The sequence below is a fragment of the uncultured Caldilinea sp. genome, assembly GCF_937128415.1.
GTDB lineage: Bacteria > Chloroflexota > Anaerolineae > Caldilineales > Caldilineaceae > Caldilinea.
Genome location: NZ_CAKZMJ010000067.1, coordinates 115,254 through 134,127 on the forward strand (window position 1 = coordinate 115,254; position 18,874 = coordinate 134,127).

Consider the following 18,874-nt stretch of genomic DNA (forward strand, 5'->3'; position numbering starts at 1 on the left):
CGATCGCATGACCGCCCTCGAAAAAAGCGCTATTCCCCTCGCTTCACCTCCTTTTCAATCAACGTTGATGGATGCGAACGACGATGACCAGCGCAGTGAGAAATACAATTGCGATCAACACCGTGAACAGCGTGATGACATGCTCCGCCGATCCGGGCGTCACGATGAAGAGCAACGGAATCCCCGTCACCAGTATCAACGAGCCGATCAACAATCCGGAGCGCACGATCTCGCGGTTCATCGGCTAGACCAACAAAGGAACGTGCTCGTGCTTGCGCACCGGGCAGGCCACGCGTCCACCGACATCGAGCGGCTCTAACGCAGGAACCTGGCGGTCGCATTGTCCGGGCACAAAATACGGACAGCGCGGATGAAAGGTGCACCCTGACGGAAGATTGAGCAGGCTGGGAATCTCGGCCTCGCGCAGCTCGATCTGTCGCTTCCGATGGGCCAGCTCTGGGTCCGCCTCCGGCACCGCGGAGAGCAGCGCCTGCGTGTAAGGGTGGCGCGGGTCGGTGATCAGCCGCTGCGTCGGCCCATCTTCGACGATGCGCCCCAGATACATCACGGTGATGCGTCCCTCCCAGGCGAAATACTTGGCCAATGCCAGGTCATGCGTAATAAACAGAAAGGTGACGTGAAACTGCTCCTTGAGCCGCGACAGCATGGTGAGGATGCTCACGCGGATCGAGACATCGACCATCGACACCGCCTCGTCGGCGACAATAAACTTCGGCTCGACCGTCAGCGCTCGCGCCACGGCCACGCGCTGACGTTGCCCTCCGCTCAACTGGTGCGGATATTTGTCGATCATGTCGCGCGCAGGCGTCAGATCGACGACTTCGAGCAGCTCCAAAGCGCGCGCCTCGGCGCCCGCCCGATTCTTCACCTTGTTGTGGCGCAGCAGCGGCGCCGTGAGAATCTGTCGCACCGTCTGCGTCGGGTTCAGCGACGCGTAGGGGTCCTGATGGATGATCTGCACCGATTGCCGATACCGCCGGAAACCGGCGCTGTCAAGCTCCTTGATATTTTTGCCCTCGAAGAGCACCTCCCCGGAGGTCGGCTCCAGCAGGCCGGCGACCATGCGCCCCGTCGTGCTCTTGCCGCAGCCGCTTTCTCCCACCAGACAGACCGTCTCACCCGGTTCGATGGCGAAGGAGACCGAATCGACGGCGGTCACCGTTTCTTTGCCTTTGCCGAACTTTTTGGTGAGATTGCGCACTTCCAGAATCGGAGCCATCAAGACACCGCCTCTTCGTTGAAGGATACGGCTTCAAGCACGCTGAGCACACCCCGGTGAAGGGGATTGCGCCGCAGCTCCTCTTCAACTTTCTGCCAGTGCCAGCACGCCGCCGTGTGGCCAGGCCCGACCTCCTCGAGTTCCGGCTCTTCCACCTTGCAACGGTCGGTGGCGAAGGTGCAGCGGGGATGAAACTTGCAGCCGGTCGGCAGATCGATCAGATCGGGCGGAGAGCCGGGGATCGAAAAGAGCTGCTCAAACCCGCCCGTGACCGTAGGCACGGCGCGGATCAGGCCGAGCGTGTAGGGATGGCGCGGCCGATAGAAGATGTCCTCGGAAGCGCCCAGCTCCACGATGCGACCGGCGTACATCGTCGCCACGCGGTCGGCCAGCTCGGCGGCGATGGCCAGGTCATGGGAGATGAAGATCATGGTGAAGCCCTGCTCTTCCTTCAACTTGCGCAACAACTTGATGATCGTGCGTTGCGTGATGATGTCAAGCGCGGTCGTCGGCTCGTCCAGGATCAGCACCTGCGGGTTGAGCAACAGCGAGAGCGCCAACAAGACGCGTTGGCGCATGCCGCCGCTCAGCTCATGCGGGTAGGCGTCGATCACGCGTCTGGGGTCGAGCTGGACGAATTCGAGCAACTCCACCAGACGTTGACGCACCGCCTCTTTATCGTGCCACCCGTGCGCCTTGGCGGTGTCCCATGCCTGCGCCCAAATTTTGAGCACAGGGTTGAAGGCGTTGAGCGCAGCCTGGAAGACCATGGCGCAATCGCGCCAGCGGAATTCGCGCATTTCGTTGCGGTCGAGCTTCAGAATATCGACTTCGCGGCCATTGCGGCGGTAGAAGATTGCGCCGGGCTCAATCTGCGCAGTTTCGGGCAGCAGCCGCACGATCGCCAGCCCCAGCGTCGTCTTGCCGGAGCCGCTCTCGCCGATCAGCGCCAGACTTTCCCCGGCGTGAAGGTCGAGCGTGACGTTGCGCACCGCCTGCACTTTGCCGCGACGGGTGGCGTAGGAAACGTGCACATTTTGCAGCGACAGCGGCGCTTTTCCGTTCTGTTGCTCATCCATCTGCCAGTCCAGTTTCCCCTTGGTCATGCTTTCCAGTCCTATCCCTCATCAGGCCATCGTGCGCAGCCGCGGGTTGAACGCCAGCTCCAGCGAGCGCGTCATCGTGATCACCGAAAGTTGGAAGACGGCGATCGCCAGGATCGGCATCATGATGCGCCACATGGCGTCGCGGAAGAAGATGGCGCCCTGCGTCCACGCCAGGCTGATCATCACCCCCCAGTTGCTGCTCGACACCGGCACCAGGCCCAGCAACACCAGTCCCACCTGCGTGTAGACCGCTGCGGTCATGGCCAGCGTGAAGCTGATCACAATGTAGGTCATCATGTTGGGCACCAGCTCGCGGAAGATGATGTGCCCGGCGCCCAGGTCGAGCGCGCGCGCCGCCTCGACAAAGTCGCGTTCTTTCAGCGAAAGCGCCTGCGAACGCACGGCGCGCAGCAGCGCGGGCCAGCTGAGCAACCCTAGAAAAGCGCCCAACAAAGTCAGATTATCGAGTTTGATGAACGCGGCCAGCACGGCAAGCAACGGGAATTGCGGAATCGTCAAAATAATGTCGGTGAAGCCCATGATGACGCTGTCCACCGCGCCGCCTGCGAAGGCGCTCAACGTGCCGAAGGTCACGGCGATAAAGGTGGAGAGAAAGGCTGCGACCGCTGCAACGTAGATCACGTCCTTCCCGCCGTGGACGATCTGCGAGAAGATGTCGCGCCCCTGGTGGTCGGTGCCAAACCAATGCTCGGCGGAGGGAGGTTGATAAATCTTGTCGAGCTTGGTCTTCGTGTCGAGGGGAATAAAAAACGGCCCGATCAGCGAAATGATCAAGATGGCGGCGGTGACCAGGAAGCCGACAAATCCGACTTTGTTGTAGGTCATCAGCTTCAGCGTAGTGCCCACCCAATGAAACAAGCCTCGAATCACACCCATTGTTCACCCCCGTGCACAATTCCCATGCGCAGTCGTTCACCTGCTCCTGGCTCACCCGATCTTGATGCGCGGATCGAGCCAACCGTAGAGGAAATCGGCCAGCAGATTGGCGAAAATCACCGACATGGTGATGATTAGAAACACGCCCTGCATCACCGGATAGTCGCGCGCGGCGATGGCGCCGCTCAGCACGAAGCCGATCCCCTGATATTGAAAAATGGTTTCGATCAAAAACGACCCGCCGACGACAAACCCGATGGCAATGGTCAACTGCGTAAAGAGAGGCAGCGCAGCATTGCGGCCGACATACGCCGTCGTGATGCGCCAGTCCTTCAACCCACGCGCCCGCGCGACGGTGACGAAATCCTCGCCGAGCGTGCCGATCGTGCTGCCTTTCATGCTGAGCATCCAATTTCCAACTGTGGTGAGGACATAGGTGACGATCGGCAAAAAGGCGTGAAAGAGCGCATCGTACAGAAACGCAAACGTAAACGAAGGCGTCACGCCAGGCGATAGCGTGCCGCGCATCTGCGCGATCGGCAGCACCTTCCATTGCACGCCCAGCCACACCACCAGCAAAATGCCGAGCAAATAGTTTGGCACCGAACTGACCACCGAGGCGAAAACGGTCAGCGCATGGTCGAGCAGCCCATCGCGGCGATAGGCCATCATTAGCCCGAGCAAAATGCCGATGGTGAAGCTCAGGATCAAACCGATGCCCACGCTGAAGATGGTCCACGGCAAAAAGCGCGCAATGATCGAGGTCACCGTCGTGCCGGGCGAGGTGATCGAGACGCCCAGGTTGCCGCGCAGCAAATTGAGCAGATAGTCGAGATACTGCTTCCAGAGCGGCGCGTCCAGGTCGATGGCGAAAAGCGCCGCCGCCTGCATGCGCGCGTTCTCATAGTCCATGCCCTGCGTCTCGATCAGACGGGCGATGTACTGCTCAATCGGATTGCCGGGCAGCAGGCGAATCAAAAAGAAGATGATCGTGCTGACCACCCACACGGTGAAGAGCGCCTTGGCGACGCGACGCACGTAGAAGTTATCGACGATGCGCCGCACTCTGGCTGCAGAGGCGCCGGTGCGCACGCCGCCTGGGCTTTGTGGAGCAAGGGTGGATGTGCTCATAGAGCGTTTGTCCAGATCTGATCTATGAATGATTTATGTGCGATGGAGAAATCGAAATCAATCCGGTGAATGTGCGTAAGCCTTCAGAGCGCAGACGCCCCGGCAGGCCGAAATCTCTCGAACAACAAGTTGTCACCCAGTGAGCAATAAGAGCGTAACACAACCTTTTCAAACATGTCAACTGGGGACAAGGTCACGAACACTCTTGAAACAATCACATACAATCACAAAGCAATCAGACAATTGCAAATATAACACAGATGATGGAGGGAGTCAACCATGATTTTTGAATCATTTCCTCACGTTACGCCAATCGCTCGCTTTTGTCCCTCGCCCCTTGCTTCCCTTCCGCCACCGGCCTGGCGACAAGGCGCATAGAATATCACCACAAAGACGCAAAGACACAAAGAAACCAAGAAATATGAAGATTTTTTCTCTTCTGGAGTCTCCTTTGTGTCTTGGTGTCTTGGTGGTTGATCACCTCGCCTCAACGCTCACAGCGCCTTCGGCGGTCGGAGCGAGGGGATGAGGAATTCGCAGGCGCCGACGCCGACCGGATTGCCGGACAGCAAACGGGGGTTAAGAAAAGAGGCGACGCGCCCTATCGATTTCAGGGCAACGAGGAAGATCGATTATTCGAGCACTTCAATCTTGTCGGCCAACAGATCGGCGCGGAAGGTGCGCTCATCCGCAGCATCGAACAAAATCGCCACCATCGCCTCCGGCCCTTCGCCCTGGATGTGGGTGATCACGCCTTCGCCGAAACGGACATGCCGCACGCGCTGGCCGGGCTTTAAGACGAGGGCGACCGCAGCCTCCGGAGAGGAAGCGGAGGCTGCGCGCAACTGCAACGCCAGGTTCGCCTCGCGATCGCGCCACGCAGCCGCCAGGGTCTCGAGCATCTGTTCAGGGTCTTTGGCCAGACGACTGCGCAATTGTTCGGCGCGACTGCGTGCGGCCGCCAGCGCAGGCATCCAACGGGCCTTTTCCTCCGCCGGCTGGTCGCTCTGCGCCAGAGAGCGGCTGGCGCGCGCCAACACGCCGAGCAGACCCTCGAGCTGTTTGACGGGGTCTTCGTTGAGGTCGATAGTCGCCAGATGAACGCCATGTTGCCGACAGAGTTCGGCACGCGTGCGTTCGCGCGCCTCCTCCTCCAGAATTTCCAGGTCGCTCTTGCGTCCCTGCCCCTTGGCCGTCAACCCCTTGAAGCGCACAGCCACTGAAATCTCCGGATAAAACTTGTCGAGCTTGAGACGACGATTGGTGGAAGGGTTGACCAGCCAGGTGGGGCTGACGTTGTCTTGTTCGGCAAATCCCTCGAAGATGCGCGCCAAAGCCTCTCGCCAGGCGTTGAGGGCGAAGTAGTTCTGCATCATTGTAGGCTACAGCCCAGTCGATTGGAGCAACTTACCAGATGCGGCTTATTGAATCTTTCACCTGACGCCATCGAACGATTCATGATGACTCAATTGTACAGTAGAGCTGCGATTTTTCGGCATTCCCAAGAGCGCAAATTCTTTTTCACCTCTTCACATCAACAGTCGTGCGCCTGCGATCAGCGTGAGCGCCAGCGCCATCAGCTCGAACGCCTGCTGGTTGATGTGGCGAATCAACACGCGGCCGGTCAGCGCGCCGGCGATCGCCGCCGGCGCCAGCGCCAGGCTGAGGGGCAGCGAGGCGGCGTTGATCAGCCCCAAACTGTAGGAGAAGGGCACCTTGAAGACGTTGAGCACAAAGAAATACCACGCCGCCGTCCCCATAAAGATGTATTTAGGCAGGCGCATGGCGAGCAGATAGATGATCATGATCGGCCCCGCTGCGTTGGCGACCATCGTCGTGAAGCCGGCGCTGACGCCTGTGACCCCGGAAAGGAAAGGGTGGGGTCGCATCTCGGCTTCGAGCGTCGCCAGCGCCTGTGTGCGCAGCCGTCGCCAGAAGTGAATCAACACGATCACCACCAGCACTGCGCCGATCAGTCGCTGCGTCATCACGGCGTCGATGTGATCCATCACAAAATAGCCTGCCACGATGCCCACTGCGGCCCAGGGAAAGAGGCGCAGCAGATGCGGCCAACTCCCCTGGCCCCAGTAACTGACCACGGCCACGACGTCCGCTGCGATGAGGATGGGCAGGACGACGCCCACCGACTCGCGGGCGGGCAGAGCGCTGGCAAAAATGGCCACGGCGAAGACGCCCAACCCTGCCACGCCGGTCTTTGAGATGCCGACCAGATACGCGCCGATTCCGGCCAAAATCCACTGCCAGAGAGAAAGGGAAGCAAATAATTCAGTCAAGGGAAGTCTCTTTCATGGTGGAAAGTTGGAAAGTTCACTGCCAAGCGCACAGAGATGTGGCAAACCGCAAGTGCACGGAAACCTCTGCGCTTCTCGGCCTGTCTGCGATAAGTTTTGCCATGAAGCCCCTGGTCTTCAAATTCCACCGGCCAACTTCGCATACACCGGCGCCAGCGCCAGGTAGCTCTCGGTGAAAAGCGCCAGCAACTCTTCATACCGGCTCCGACGGCTTGGGTCTGGCTCGAGCGCCTGCACGACGCGACTCCGTTCTGCCGCAATCGACCAGTCATAAAGTCCGACGCCAACGCCCGCCGCCACCGCTGCGCCCCAGCTCGTCGCTTCGCCGGTCAGCTCCAGCACATGGATGGGTAGACCGAAGACGTCGGCCAGGATCTGCGGCCAGAGACGGCTTCGCCCCCCGCCGCCGATCAGCCGCAGCGCATCGATGCCGGGCGTCTGCTCGCGCAGGCAGTCGAGAATTTGGCGCAGACCGAAGGCGACCCCCTCCAGCACCGCGCGCGCCATCTCCGCCTTGGTGTGCGGCATTGCCAGGCCGATGAACGCTCCGCGCGCCTGCGGGTTCCACCATGGGCTGCGCTCGCCCATCAGATACGGAAGAAAGAGAAGGCCGCCCGCACCCGGCTCGACCGTCGCCGCCGCAGCGTCGAGATCGAGGTCGCCGTCCGCCAGCGCCTTCCATGCCCATTCGCGCGCGCCGCCGGCCAGCTGCATCACCCCCATCGGCGCATAGCGCTCAGGATGGACGTGGTGAAAGGTCATGGTGCGCTGTTGCGGGTCTGGGGCCGGCGCCAGCGTGCTGACGCTGATCCAGGCCGACGTTCCGATCACGCAGTAGGCCGAGCCCGGCTCAATCACGCCGGCGCCGACGCCGGCGCAGCTGCCATCGCCGCCGCCGATGACGACCGGGGTTCCGATCGCCAGGCCGGTCGCCTGCGCCGCCTGTGCGGTCACCCGCCCCACCACCGTAGGGGATGGATGCGGCGTCGGCAGCTGCTCGACGCACAGATCGAGGGCGTCCAGAAAGGGGCGATGCCAGCGACGCTCCGTCAGGTCAAAGAGCAGCGTGCCCGACGCATCGGAATAGTCGGTGGCGAATTCGCCGGTGAGACGATGCACAATGTAATCCTTTGGGACGAGAAACTTCGCCGCTCGCGCATAGATTTCGGACTGGTGGTTGCGCACCCATAGAATTTTCGGCGCCACATACGCAGCGCTGGCGCGATGACCACAGCGCAAATAGACCTCGTCCGCGCCGCAGCGAGCAGCGACAAAAGCCGCCTCCTCCTGCGCTCGCTGATCGGCCCAGATAATGCAGGAGCGCAGCGGCTCTCCCGTCGCCGTCACCGGCAGGCAGCCCATCATCATGCCGCTGAAACCAACGGCGGCGATCTCTCGGGCCGGGACGCCTGTCTTGCTCAGCAACTGTTGCGAGGCGCTGCACACAGCCTCCCACCAGGCCTGCGGATTCTGCTCCGCCCAGTTTGGGTGCGGATAATGCGTCTCATACGCTGCAAAGGCGCTTTCAACCAGACGCCCCTCTGCATCGAAAAGGGTGGCTTTGTCGCCCGATGTGCCCAGGTCATGGGCGAGAATGCACTTTCCTGTCATAGCGCTCCTGCTGCTCCTCGATGTGAGAGCCTTCGCAAAATCTGCGTAATCAAGACTTTTGATTTACGTTGTGAAACAGGGCGATTTGCTTTACTTTCTGCTTGCAAACATCCCATATCTGTGATACATTAGCCCTAGCTGTGTATGACAACTTCCGACCTCTTCTTCAACAGCGAGTATTATCATGATTCATACTGCGGCAGAACTGCAACTGGAGCAGGCTCTCAATCACTTTGATCCCGTCGTGCGCCGCACTGCCCTGAAGCAACTCCTCGAGAACCATCCGGAGCCTCCTGTCTGGCGTGGGGTCGCCAACATGCACTGCCACACCTTCTTTTCGTTCAACGCCTACGGCTATTCGCCGACCGGGCTGGCGTGGCTGGCGCGACGCGAGGGCATCGACCTGATGGGCATCGTCGACTTCGACGTGCTGGACGCCGTCAGCGAGTTTCTCGACGCCTGCGATCAGGTCGGCGTGCACGGCAGCGCCGGCATCGAGACGCGCGTCTATGTGCCGGAGTTCGCCGAGCGCGAGATCAACTCCCCCGGCGAGCCCGGCGTGCTCTACCACATGGCCATTGGCTTCACCGAAACCGACGTTCCACCTCCTGCGCAGGCGATCATCGACGAGCTGCGCGGCCAGGCGGCGGCGCGCAATCGCGCCCTTGTCGCGCGCGTCAATGCCTATCTGCATCCCGTCGTCATCGACTACGACGCCGACGTGCTCCCGCTGACGCCGGCGGGCAACGCCACGGAGCGCCATATCGTCGTCGCCTATATTCAGGCGGCGAAACGCATGGTGGGCCAGACCACCGCCTTTTGGGCCGAGCGCCTTTGCATGGATGCAGCGGCCGTCGAAAAAACCATGCAGGATAATGCAAGTTTCCAAAATCTGGTGCGCAGCAAATTGATGAAACGAGGCGGCCCCGGCTACGTGCAACCGGACGCCGGCGACTTTCCCCGCGTCGAACGGCTGCACGAGCTGGCGCAGCACTGTCGCGCGCTGCCCTGCGCCGCCTGGCTGGACGGCCTTTCCGAAGGCGAGCAGGCGATGGAAGAGCTGCTGACGCTGCTGGTCTCCAAGGGCGTCGTCGCCTTGAACATCGTTCCCGAACGCAACTGGAACCTCCCCGATCCGGACCTGGCGGCGCTGAAGCGCCAAAAACTCTACGAAGTCGTCGAGCTGGCGAAGCAGTTTGACCTGCCGCTCAACGTGGGCACGGAGATGAACAGCTTCGGCCAGCCTATCGTGGACAACTTCGACGCGCCGGCGCTGGCCCCTGTGCGCAACGCCTTCCTCGACGGCGCCTACTTCATCTACGGCCACACGGTGATGGAGCGTCGGCTGGGCATGGGCTACCAGAGCGGCTGGGCCGCAGCTTTTCTGCCGACGCGCGCGGCGCGCAACGCCTTTTTCACCAAGGTCGGCAAGCGCACGCCGCCAGGGGAGGCAGGCCATCGGCTCTTGGCGAGGATCAAACCGGAGATGAACCCTGCCGAAGTGTTGCAGGCGCTGGAGCGTTCGTGATTCGATCCAATCAGGGAAGGACAGTCGAGATGAACAACGAAGGCGAACAAAAACTGGAGCAATACCGCAAGGCGGAAGCGCCCCCGCCCGAGACGAACCGGCTATGGCCGCTCTACGGCGCAGGGTGGGAGAACCTCGGCAAGGACGGCGGTCCCATCGACCTGCCCATGCCCAAGCCCGGCCCCGATGAGCTGCTGGTGCGCCACGACGCGGTCGGCATCTGCTTCTCCGACATCAAGGTCATCCGCGCCGGCGAAAAGCACCCGCGCATTCACCGCAGCATGAAAGAGCAACCCGTCGTGCTCGGCCATGAGGTGGCGCTGACGGTGGTGGACGTGGGCGAGAACCTGCGCGACCAGTACAAACCGGGCGACCGCTTCATCGTGCAGGCGGACATCTACATCGGCGGCAAGCCCTACGCCTACGGCTACGAGCTGCAGGGCGGCTTCTCGAAATACAGCATCATCGACTGGCGCGTGCTCAACGGCGACCACGGCAACTACCTGGTGCCGGTCAAGCCGGACGACGGCTACGCCGAGGTGGCGCTCTGTGAGCCGTGGGCGTGCGTGGAAGCGTCCTACACGGTGACCTATCGCACAAGCTGGCGGGAAGGCGGGACGGTCTGGCTGGTCGGCGATGGCCGTGGGGTGGAGCTGGGCAAAGCAGCGGAGTGGCGACCGGCGAAAGTCGTGCTCGACGTGAGCGACTTCGCCTTCGCCGAAACGGTGCGCGCCTGGGCGCGCACCCACGGCGTCGCCGTGCAGGAAGGCGACGACGGCGTAACCCGATACGACGACATTGTGGTCTTGGGGCACGACGCTGCGTTGTGCGAACGCATCTTCGGACGGCTGGCGAATGGAGCCATCTTCAATCTCGTGCTCGACCAGCCGCTGGATCGGCCGGTGGCGGTGGACATCGGGCGCATGCACTACGATCATCTGCTGGTGGTCGGCTCGGATGCGCCCGATCTTTCGACGGCCTATGCGCCGGTGCGCACGCAGTTGAAAGCAGGCGGTCGCTGCTGGATTTTGGGTGCAGCCGGGCCGATGGGGCAGATGCACTTGCTGCGCGCGCTGTCGATGCCGGAGCGGCCGGCCAAGATCGTAGCGACCAATCTCCACCGCGCGCGCATGGAGCCGGTGCGCAAGCAGTTTACGCGGCTCGCCGCAGAGATGGGCGTGAAGCTCGTCTTCCTCTCGCGCGATGAATTCGCGGACGACGAGGCCTTTCTGGAGCGCATGCGCGCTGAGAGCGACGGCGAAGGCTACGACGACATCGTCATCATGGCGCCTTCGACCGAAGCGGTGCAACAGGCCTCGATGCTGACCGCTGCGGGCGCCGTCATCAACGTCTTCGCCGGCCTGGCGCGCGGCACGATGGTCAAGCTCGACCTCAACCCGGTGGCGCAGCGCGGGGTGCGCTACACCGGCACCAGCGGCTCCTCGATCGAGGACCTGCGCCGCATGCGCGACCTGGTCGAAAGCCAGCAGTTGCCCACCAACCACTCGGTGGCGGCCATCGCCGGGCTGGAGGGCGTCGCCGAGGGGCTGCGCGCCGTGGCCGAAGGGCGCTTTGCGGGCAAGGTGGTCATCTACCCCAACCTCAGCAAGCCGCTGCCGTTGACGCCGCTCGGCGAGCTGCACAAGGTGTTGCCCTCCGTCGCCGCCAAACTCGACGCCGACGGCATGTGGACCAAGGAAGCGGAAGAAGAGTTGCTGCGACTGATGCTTTGAGCGAGATGCGCGGCACGTGTTTCGGGTTGCGTGTTTCGTGTTGCGTGTTTCGGGTTGCGTGGTGCACGCCGAAACACGCATTCCGTCGCCAGAAGATACAGAGGTCTTTCCTTTATGACACAGTTATTGCAAGATCGCATCGCATTGGTCACCGGCGCAGCGCAAGGACTGGGCGCTGCGCTCTCGCTGCGGCTGGCGCGCGAGGGGTGCGACGTCGTGGTCGCCGACATCAACGGCGAGCGCGCGGCGCAGACGGCCGCAGACATTGCGCAGCAGACGGGTCGACGCACGTTGTCGCTGGCCGCCGACGTTACCAACGAGGAGCAGGTGCGCGCCATGGTCGACAAGACGGTCGAGACCTTCGGCCGGCTGGACATCCTGGTCGCCAATGCCGGCATTGTGCGCTCCGGCGCCATCGACGAGCTGAGCCTGCGCGACTGGCAGCTGGTCATCGACGTCAACCTGACCGGCTACTTCCTCTGCGCCAAATACGCCGCCATCGTGATGAAGCGGCAGCGCAGCGGCGTCATCATTCAGATCAACTCCAAGTCGGGCAAGAAGGGCAGCTATAAAAACAGCGCCTACTCCGCCAGCAAATTCGGCGGCATCGGGCTGACGCAAAGCCTGGCGCTGGAGCTTGCCGAGCACGGCGTACGCGTCAACGCCGTCTGCCCGGGCAACCTGCTCGACTCGCCGCTGTGGGTGGAGTCGCTCTACAGCCAGTACAGCAAGCGCCTCGGCATCCCGGAAGAAGAGGTGCGCCAACGCTACATCGAACAGGTGCCGCTGAAGCGCGGCTGCACCTACGACGACGTCGCCAACGTGGTGGTCTTTCTCGCCTCAGATCAGGCCAGCTACATGACCGGCCAGGCGATCAACGTGACCGGCGGCCAGGAAATGCGATAGGTCGGCGGCTCGCTTCTTGTTGAACCGGTGAGCATTGCCCGGCGCTCTGTGGCCAGGCTTGTCTGATCTCGCCACCCGCCAGGAATGCAATCGACCCAAAGCCTACCTCTCATGGAGGCCGCGCCGCACCGATGAGCACGTTCGTTGGATTTGGATTTGGCCCAATACAAGCCGGGCTGTTCCTCACCGAGGCGTTTGCGTCGGGGAACTTCGAGCGCCTGGTCGTCGCCGAAGTGCTTCCCGATGTCGTCGCCGCAGTGCGTCGGGCGGGGAGCTTCACCGTCAACATCGGCCACGCCGATCACATCAGCGCGCTGAGCGTGGCGCCGGTGGAGATGTACAACCCCGCCGACCCCGCCGATCGCAGGCGACTGGTGGAGGCTGTGGCCGTCGCCGGCGAAATGGCGACGGCGTTGCCGAGCGTCGCCCACTATGCGACGGACGGCGAAGCCAGCGTCGCTTCCATCCTGGCCGAGGGGCTGCTGCGCAAAGTCGAAATCGACGCCCCGCCGGCCGTAGTCTACGCGGCGGAGAATCACACGCGCGCCGCCGAGCTGCTGGCCGAGGCGGTGACGGCGGCGCTGCCCGCCGGTCGACGGGATGCAGCGCTGCGACGGGCGCAGTTTCTCAACACGATCATCGGGAAGATGAGCGGCGCGCCGGAAGAGACGGAAGACTTGCGCCCTATCGCGCCAGGGTTGCAACGGGCGTTTCTGGTCGAAGCGTTCAACCGCATCTACATCTCGCAGATTCAGCGTCCTCCCGACGATCCCCTCTGGTCATCCTTTCGGCGGGGGATCGAGGTCTTCATCGAAAAGCCGGACCTGGCGCCCTTCGCCGAGGCCAAATTGTACTGCCACAACGCCGGCCACGCCTTGGCGGCCTACCTGGCGCACGCGCTCGGCTTTCGCCGCATGGACGAGCTGCGCAGTCGCCCCGACGTCCTCGAATTCGTGCGCAGCGCCATGCTGGAGGAGTCGGGCGCTCCTTTGTGCGCTCGTTTTACGGGCGTCGACCCGCTGTTCACGCCGGAAGGAATGCGCGCTTACGTGAATGACCTGATCACGCGCATGCTCAATCCCTTCGTGCGCGACGCTGTTGCGCGCGTGGGCCGCGACCCGGAACGCAAGCTGGGCTGGGACGATCGGCTGATCGGCGCCATGCGGCGGGCGCTGGCTGCGGACGTCATCCCACGCCGCTACGCGCTGGGCGCGGCTGCGGCGCTGCTCTGGCTCAACGTTCCACCGACGCAGACGGAGGCCTATCTGATTGCACTGTGGCGGCGGTCCACTCCCCCTGATGCGAAAGAGGAACGGAAGGTGCTCCATCTCATTGCAGAAGCCTCTCAACGCCTGCAAATGTGGATACAACAAAATTTTCCAAAGCTGGTATAATTCTTTTACTTCGACCGTTTTTTATTGCCTTGCGTCCAAAAGCATCAAAGAAAGATACAACGGAGACAAAGCAGAAGAGGAGCTTGAGGAATGAGCGAAGCAGAAGAACTCCCCAGTCGTCCCCATGAAGAATCCGGAGCGCATAACCTCTCCAGCGAGGAGCGCCGTGAACGCATCATCCAGGTGTTGCGCGAGCAAGATGAAGTCACCGTCGGCGAGCTGAGCCGTCTGCTCGGCGTCTCCGAGGTGACGACGCGCAAAGACCTGCAACAGTTGGAAGAACAGGGCTACCTGACGCGCGTGCGCGGAGGCGCCGTCGTCTCCGGTCGCGGGCAATTGGAGCTGCGCTTCGCCGCGCGACAACAGATTAACCTGGAGGAAAAGCGACGCATCGCCAGCAAGGCCGTCGAGTTGATCCAACCTGGTCAGACCATCTTCGTCGACGGCAGCACCACCGTCTTTCAGATGATCCGGCTGCTGCGCGACATGCAGAATCTCACCGTGATCACGACCGGCCTCTATGCTGCGTTGGAGCTGAGCTTTGCGCCCGACGTCACTACGATCGTCGTAGGCGGCATCCTGCGCCGACGCACCAGCAGCCTGGTCGATACGCTCAGCCCGAAGCTGCTGCGCCGCCTGCACGTGGACATCGCCTTCCTGAGCTGCCGCGGCTTCACCCCAGAGCACGGCATGATGGAGTCCGATCTGCGCGAGGCGCAGATGAAACGCGCCATGGCCGAGACCGCGGCGCGCAAAATTGCCATGATCGATCACGCCAAGTTCGGCGAAGTGTACGTCGCCACTTCGTTGTTGCCGGAAGAGATCGATCTTCTGATCGTCGACGACAAATTGCCTGAAGACATGCGGCGCGCCCTCGAAGCCGCACAAATTCCGACGGAGTATGTGTGATGGCAGCGACAGCGAACTTTCTGGCTGCAGACCTGGGCGCCTCGAACGGCCGCGTCCTGTTGGGCAGGTGGGACGGCAGCCGTTTCGACCTGGAAGTCTTGCATCGCTTCGAGAACGGGCCGACGCAAGTGCTAGACCGACTGTATTGGGACGCGCTGGCGCTCTGGCGCGAAGTCAACGCCGGCATTGCGCGCTACGCCGCGACGCATGCAGAGCCTTTGGCCGGCATTGGCCTTGACACCTGGGGCGTGGACTATGGGCTGCTCGACTCGGCGGGTCGGCTGTTGGGCAATCCTGTGCACTATCGCGACAGCCGCACCGCCGGCGTCATGGAAAAAGTCTTCGAGGTGGTCCCGCGCCGCGAAATTTTCGAGGTCACCGGCCTGCAATTTCTGCAACTGAACACGCTGATCCAGCTGTATAGCATGCGGCTGGAGCGCGATCCTCAGCTCGACTGCGCCGCCCGGCTGCTCATGATGCCCGACCTCTTCCACTACTGGCTGACGGGCCATCAGATTGCGGAGTACACGATCGCCTCGACCTCGCAGATGCTCGACGCCGCCACGCGCGCCTGGGCGCGCGACCTGCTGCGCCGCCTTGACCTGCCCACGCACATCCTGCCTGAAATTGTGCAGCCCGGCGCCGTGATCGGCCCGCTTCGGCCCGAGGTGGTGAAGGCGACCGGCCTGAAGAATGCGCCTCCGGTCATCGCCGTGGCCTCTCACGACACCGGCAGCGCGGTGGCGGCCATCCCCGGACTCGACGCGCACAGCGCCTATCTGAGCAGCGGCACCTGGAGCCTGATGGGCGTGGAGGTGGATGAGCCGATTATCAACGAAAAGACGCTGGCGCTCAACTTCACCAACGAGGGCGGCGTCGACGGCAAAATTCGCCTGCTCAAGAACATCACCGGCCTCTGGCTCCTACAGGAGGCGCGGCGGCAATGGGAACGCGAAGGACGCTCCTACACCTGGGCCGAGCTGCTGGCGGCTGCGGAGGAAGCGCCGGCCTTCCGTTCGTTGGTCAACCCGGACGCGCCGGATTTCTTCGAGCCCTCTAACATGGTGGACACGATCCGGGCCTTCTGTCAACGCACAGGGCAGCCTGTCCCGCAGAGCGTCGGCGAGGTGGTGCGCTGCTGCCTGGAGAGCCTGGCGCTGCGCTACCGCTGGGTGGTGGAGGCGCTGGAGGAGATTCTGGCCTCGGCCGGCCGCGGGGATGGCCGCCAGATCCGCGTGATCCGCGTCGTCGGCGGCGGCAGCCAGAACCGCCTGCTCAACCAGTTCACGGCGGATGCCTGTGGTCGCACCGTCGTCACCGGCCCGGTGGAGGCCGCAGCCCTCGGCGTGATCATGATGCAGGCCGTGGCGACCGGCCACCTCGCCGGCGTGCGCGAGGGGCGCGCCGCCATCGCCGCCTCGATCGAGCAGGAGACCTTCGAGCCGCGGCGCGACGCAGGTTGGGATGAGGCGTACGCGCGCTTTTTGGCGCTGGCGAATTGAGGGAAACAGCCGGTCCTGACATGTCGACCATCACCGTGCACATGATCGGCCAGGCCCATCTCGACCCGGTGTGGCTCTGGCGTTGGACCGAAGGTCGCGCGGAGGCGTTGAGCACCAGCCAGTCCGCCATCGATCGACTCGCTGAATATCCGGACTTTCACTTTACGCGCGGCGAGTCGCAGGTCTATGCCTGGATCGAAGCCGAGAACCCCAATCTGTTTGCACAAGTGAGGCGCGCCATCGCTGAAGGGCGCTGGCACGTCGTCAACGGCATGGTCGTCCAGCCCGACATGAACCTGCCTTGTGGGGAGTCGTTTGTACGCCAGGCGCTGCTCGGCAAGAAGTATATGCGCAGCCGGCTTGGCGTTGAGCCGACCGTCGCCTATTGCGTCGACTCGTTTGGCCACGCCGGCACGCTGCCGCAGATCCTCCGCGGGTGCGGCTTCGATAGCTACGTCTTCATGCGCCCCGGCCCGCATGAGAAGACGCTGCCGGCCAGTGTCTTCTGGTGGCAGGGTCCAGACGGCAGCCGCATCCTCGCCTTTCGGATCACCAATTCCTACACCACCCGGACGGCTGACCAGGAAGCGCACATTCTGGCCGCCGTAGCCGCCAAGCCCGCCCAGCTCGACGCAACGATGTGCTTTTTCGGCGTAGGCAATCACGGCGGCGGGCCAACCCGGGAGCAGATCGAGAATGTGATCGCCCTGGCGGCAAAACACCGCGCCGGTGAACCTGCGCTCGACATTCGCTTCAGCGGACCCGAGCTGTACTTCGACGCCATCCGCGCCCAGGCGGAATCGCTGCCCACCGTAGCCGATGAGCTGCAATATCACGCCGTCGGCTGCTATTCCGTCAACAGTGCGCTCAAGCGCGCCCATCGCCGGGCTGAGAACAGGTTGCTGCTGGCCGAGCGCCTCGCCGTCATGGCCAACCTGTGGGCGGATGCACCCGCACCCCAGGCCAGGCTGAATGAACTGTGGCATACGCTCGCCTTCAACCAATTCCATGACACCTTGGGCGGCACCTCGATCAAGGCGGCGGCGGATGACGCCATCGCCGAGTTGGGCGGGGTGGTCGCAGCCGCCGACGCCCTGGCCGACGACGCCGCCCGTGCAGTCGCCAATCGCATCGACGCCAGCGGGCCAGGCGCCACGGTCGTGGCCTTCAATCCCGCCTGCCAGCCCGCGTCCACCTACCTGGAATATGAACCCTGGACGGAGTGGCAGGACTGGGATGAACACGGCTGGGGCCTGGTGGACGATTCAGGTCAGCCGGTGACGTATCAGAACATCGACCCGCTCGAAGCGCTCAGCGAAGCCAACGGCAAGATTCGCCGCCTGCTCTTCGCTACGACGCTGCCCGCTTTCGGTTATCGCCTTTTTCGCTTTGCACCAGGACTGCCGCGCGCAAGCGCCCCCGTCACTGCCCTGCGCGTGACGGAGACGGAGATGGAGAACGAGCTGCTGGCCGTGCGCCTGGACCCGCGCAGCGGCAACATCATCTCTTGCATCGACAAACGTTCTGGACTGGAGCTGGTGGGGCCGGGTGGATGGAACGTCGGGGAAGTGATCGAGGACCACAGCGACACGTGGTCACACGGCGTTCGGCGCTACGGCGCAGCCACAGGGACGTTTGGGAACGCCAGAATCACAATCGGCGAACGCGGTCCTCTCCGGGCGTCGCTGCTGGTCGAGCGCAGTTACGGCGCCAACTTGTGGCAACAGCAGATTCTGCTGTGCAGCGGCGAGCGCGCGCTCACCATTCGCAACTGGCTGGTGTGGCTGGAGCCATGGCGCCTGCTCAAGCTGGCCTGCGACGTCAACACCGCAGCGCCGAAAGCCGTGCACGATGTTCCATTTGGCTGGCTGGAGCGTCCATGCGACGGCCATGAAGTTCCCACGCACATGTGGCTGGACGTCAGCGGCCCAACGGCGACCGGAGAAACGATCGGTCTGGCGCTGCTCAACGATGGGAAATACGGCTGCGACGTCAGCGGCAGCACCCTGCGCTTGACGATCCTGCGCTGTACGCCCTACGCCTATCATGAGCCGCATCCGTTTGGCGCCCGGCAACGATATGACTGGGTGGATCGGGGCAGCCAGGAATTTACGGTCGTGCTGCGCCCCCATGTGGGCGACTGGCGGGAAACGGAGATCGTCCAGCGGGCGCGGAGGCTCAACATGCCGCCGCTGCTTGTCACGATGCACGCCCACCCCGGCGACTTGCCGCGCCGGGCCGGCCTGGCCAGAGTGGACAGCGACGACATCGAGATGACCGCCTGCAAGCCGGCGGAGGATGGCGACGGTTACATCGTGCGTCTGGCCGACGTTCATGGCCGCGGAGGCAGGGGCTCGCTGCTCTGGTTGGATCAATCTTTTCCGCTGGAATGGTCCCCGTTCCAGGTTCTCACCCTGCGGCTGACACGGCGAGAAGGCCGGTGGCAGATGCACCCCTGTGACATGCTGGAGCGCACCGAGCATTCTGCATAGAACAGGCGTCGCCCTCCGATCTGAAGGCGCTGAATCATGCGCTTTCCAAGCGGACGAGAATTTAGCCAAACCGGCGCCGCTTAGTAATATGTGCAAGATCGCCTTTGAAGGAG

The 18,874-nt window shown here is 62.9% G+C and carries 15 protein-coding genes; 7 read left to right on the plus strand and 8 right to left on the minus strand.

Going from position 1 to position 18,874, the window contains the following annotated elements; genetic code table 11:
• Positions 1 to 58: 58 nt before the first annotated feature.
• From Q0367_RS12060 to xylB, 8 genes are all read right to left on the minus strand, one after another.
• A complete protein-coding gene (locus tag Q0367_RS12060; protein WP_298982496.1) occupies positions 59 to 241 on the minus strand; it encodes a hypothetical protein in 183 nt (60 codons plus the stop codon).
• Positions 242 to 244: 3 nt separating this feature from the next.
• The gene (locus tag Q0367_RS12065; protein ID WP_297640674.1) at positions 245 to 1,240 is read right to left on the minus strand and encodes an ABC transporter ATP-binding protein; all 996 of its coding nucleotides are present in this window, start codon (positions 1,238 to 1,240) and stop codon (positions 245 to 247) included.
• Complete coding sequence (locus Q0367_RS12070) at positions 1,240 to 2,346, minus strand: ABC transporter ATP-binding protein (RefSeq protein ID WP_297640672.1); 1,107 nt, start codon at positions 2,344 to 2,346, stop codon at positions 1,240 to 1,242. The genes Q0367_RS12065 and Q0367_RS12070 overlap by 1 nt, the downstream gene beginning before the upstream one ends.
• Positions 2,347 to 2,367: 21 nt before the next feature.
• Positions 2,368 to 3,243: an ABC transporter permease gene (locus Q0367_RS12075; protein ID WP_297640670.1), complete on the minus strand. Its 876-nt coding sequence runs from the start codon at positions 3,241 to 3,243 to the stop codon at positions 2,368 to 2,370.
• A 51-nt stretch (positions 3,244 to 3,294) separates the two neighbouring features.
• Complete coding sequence (locus Q0367_RS12080; protein WP_297640669.1) at positions 3,295 to 4,374, minus strand: ABC transporter permease; 1,080 nt, start codon at positions 4,372 to 4,374, stop codon at positions 3,295 to 3,297.
• 632 nt (positions 4,375 to 5,006) lie between these two features.
• Positions 5,007 to 5,750: a hypothetical protein gene (locus tag Q0367_RS12085; protein ID WP_298982500.1), complete on the minus strand. Its 744-nt coding sequence runs from the start codon at positions 5,748 to 5,750 to the stop codon at positions 5,007 to 5,009.
• 153 nt (positions 5,751 to 5,903) lie between these two features.
• Entirely contained in the window at positions 5,904 to 6,668 is a 765-nt protein-coding gene (locus Q0367_RS12090; RefSeq protein WP_297640666.1) for a sulfite exporter TauE/SafE family protein, read from the minus strand.
• 135 nt (positions 6,669 to 6,803) lie between these two features.
• Positions 6,804 to 8,297, minus strand: coding sequence for a xylulokinase (gene xylB, locus Q0367_RS12095; protein WP_298982503.1), 1,494 nt, complete (start codon positions 8,295 to 8,297; stop codon positions 6,804 to 6,806).
• 184 nt (positions 8,298 to 8,481) lie between these two features.
• On the opposite strand from xylB, the gene Q0367_RS12100 reads away from it, so the two are divergent.
• From Q0367_RS12100 to Q0367_RS12130, 7 genes are all read left to right on the plus strand, one after another.
• The gene (locus Q0367_RS12100; protein WP_297640663.1) at positions 8,482 to 9,825 is read left to right on the plus strand and encodes a hypothetical protein; all 1,344 of its coding nucleotides are present in this window, start codon (positions 8,482 to 8,484) and stop codon (positions 9,823 to 9,825) included.
• Between the two features lie 29 nt (positions 9,826 to 9,854).
• Positions 9,855 to 11,558, plus strand: a complete 1,704-nt coding sequence (locus Q0367_RS12105; RefSeq protein ID WP_297640661.1) for an alcohol dehydrogenase catalytic domain-containing protein — start codon at positions 9,855 to 9,857, stop codon at positions 11,556 to 11,558.
• Between the two features lie 114 nt (positions 11,559 to 11,672).
• The gene (srlD, locus tag Q0367_RS12110; RefSeq protein WP_297640659.1) at positions 11,673 to 12,464 is read left to right on the plus strand and encodes a sorbitol-6-phosphate dehydrogenase; all 792 of its coding nucleotides are present in this window, start codon (positions 11,673 to 11,675) and stop codon (positions 12,462 to 12,464) included.
• Positions 12,465 to 12,595: 131 nt separating this feature from the next.
• Entirely contained in the window at positions 12,596 to 13,858 is a 1,263-nt protein-coding gene (locus tag Q0367_RS12115) for a hypothetical protein (RefSeq protein WP_298982505.1), read from the plus strand.
• Between the two features lie 90 nt (positions 13,859 to 13,948).
• A complete protein-coding gene (locus Q0367_RS12120) occupies positions 13,949 to 14,767 on the plus strand; it encodes a DeoR/GlpR family DNA-binding transcription regulator (RefSeq protein WP_297640652.1) in 819 nt (272 codons plus the stop codon).
• On the plus strand, positions 14,767 to 16,269 hold the full coding sequence (locus tag Q0367_RS12125; protein WP_298982508.1) for a rhamnulokinase family protein: 1,503 nt from the start codon (positions 14,767 to 14,769) through the stop codon (positions 16,267 to 16,269). The genes Q0367_RS12120 and Q0367_RS12125 overlap by 1 nt, the downstream gene beginning before the upstream one ends.
• A 20-nt stretch (positions 16,270 to 16,289) precedes the next feature.
• Positions 16,290 to 18,761, plus strand: coding sequence for an alpha-mannosidase (locus tag Q0367_RS12130; protein WP_298982510.1), 2,472 nt, complete (start codon positions 16,290 to 16,292; stop codon positions 18,759 to 18,761).
• The last annotated feature ends 113 nt before the right edge of the window (positions 18,762 to 18,874 follow it).

Excerpts from the sequence above, each read along its gene's own strand:
- Q0367_RS12060 (WP_298982496.1), bottom strand. The coding sequence starts at position 241 with ATGAACCGCGAGATCGTGCGCTCCGGATTGTTGATCGGCTCGTTGATA.
- Q0367_RS12065 (WP_297640674.1), bottom strand. The coding sequence starts at position 1,240 with ATGGCTCCGATTCTGGAAGTGCGCAATCTCACCAAAAAGTTCGGCAAA.
- Q0367_RS12070 (WP_297640672.1), bottom strand. The coding sequence starts at position 2,346 with ATGACCAAGGGGAAACTGGACTGGCAGATGGATGAGCAACAGAACGGA.
- Q0367_RS12075 (WP_297640670.1), bottom strand. The coding sequence starts at position 3,243 with ATGGGTGTGATTCGAGGCTTGTTTCATTGGGTGGGCACTACGCTGAAG.
- Q0367_RS12080 (WP_297640669.1), bottom strand. The coding sequence starts at position 4,374 with ATGAGCACATCCACCCTTGCTCCACAAAGCCCAGGCGGCGTGCGCACC.
- Q0367_RS12085 (WP_298982500.1), bottom strand. The coding sequence starts at position 5,750 with ATGATGCAGAACTACTTCGCCCTCAACGCCTGGCGAGAGGCTTTGGCG.
- xylB (WP_298982503.1), bottom strand. The coding sequence starts at position 8,297 with ATGACAGGAAAGTGCATTCTCGCCCATGACCTGGGCACATCGGGCGAC.
- Q0367_RS12100 (WP_297640663.1), top strand. The coding sequence starts at position 8,482 with ATGATTCATACTGCGGCAGAACTGCAACTGGAGCAGGCTCTCAATCAC.
- Q0367_RS12105 (WP_297640661.1), top strand. The coding sequence starts at position 9,855 with ATGAACAACGAAGGCGAACAAAAACTGGAGCAATACCGCAAGGCGGAA.
- srlD (WP_297640659.1), top strand. The coding sequence starts at position 11,673 with ATGACACAGTTATTGCAAGATCGCATCGCATTGGTCACCGGCGCAGCG.
- Q0367_RS12115 (WP_298982505.1), top strand. The coding sequence starts at position 12,596 with ATGAGCACGTTCGTTGGATTTGGATTTGGCCCAATACAAGCCGGGCTG.
- Q0367_RS12120 (WP_297640652.1), top strand. The coding sequence starts at position 13,949 with ATGAGCGAAGCAGAAGAACTCCCCAGTCGTCCCCATGAAGAATCCGGA.
- Q0367_RS12125 (WP_298982508.1), top strand. The coding sequence starts at position 14,767 with ATGGCAGCGACAGCGAACTTTCTGGCTGCAGACCTGGGCGCCTCGAAC.
- Q0367_RS12130 (WP_298982510.1), top strand. The coding sequence starts at position 16,290 with ATGTCGACCATCACCGTGCACATGATCGGCCAGGCCCATCTCGACCCG.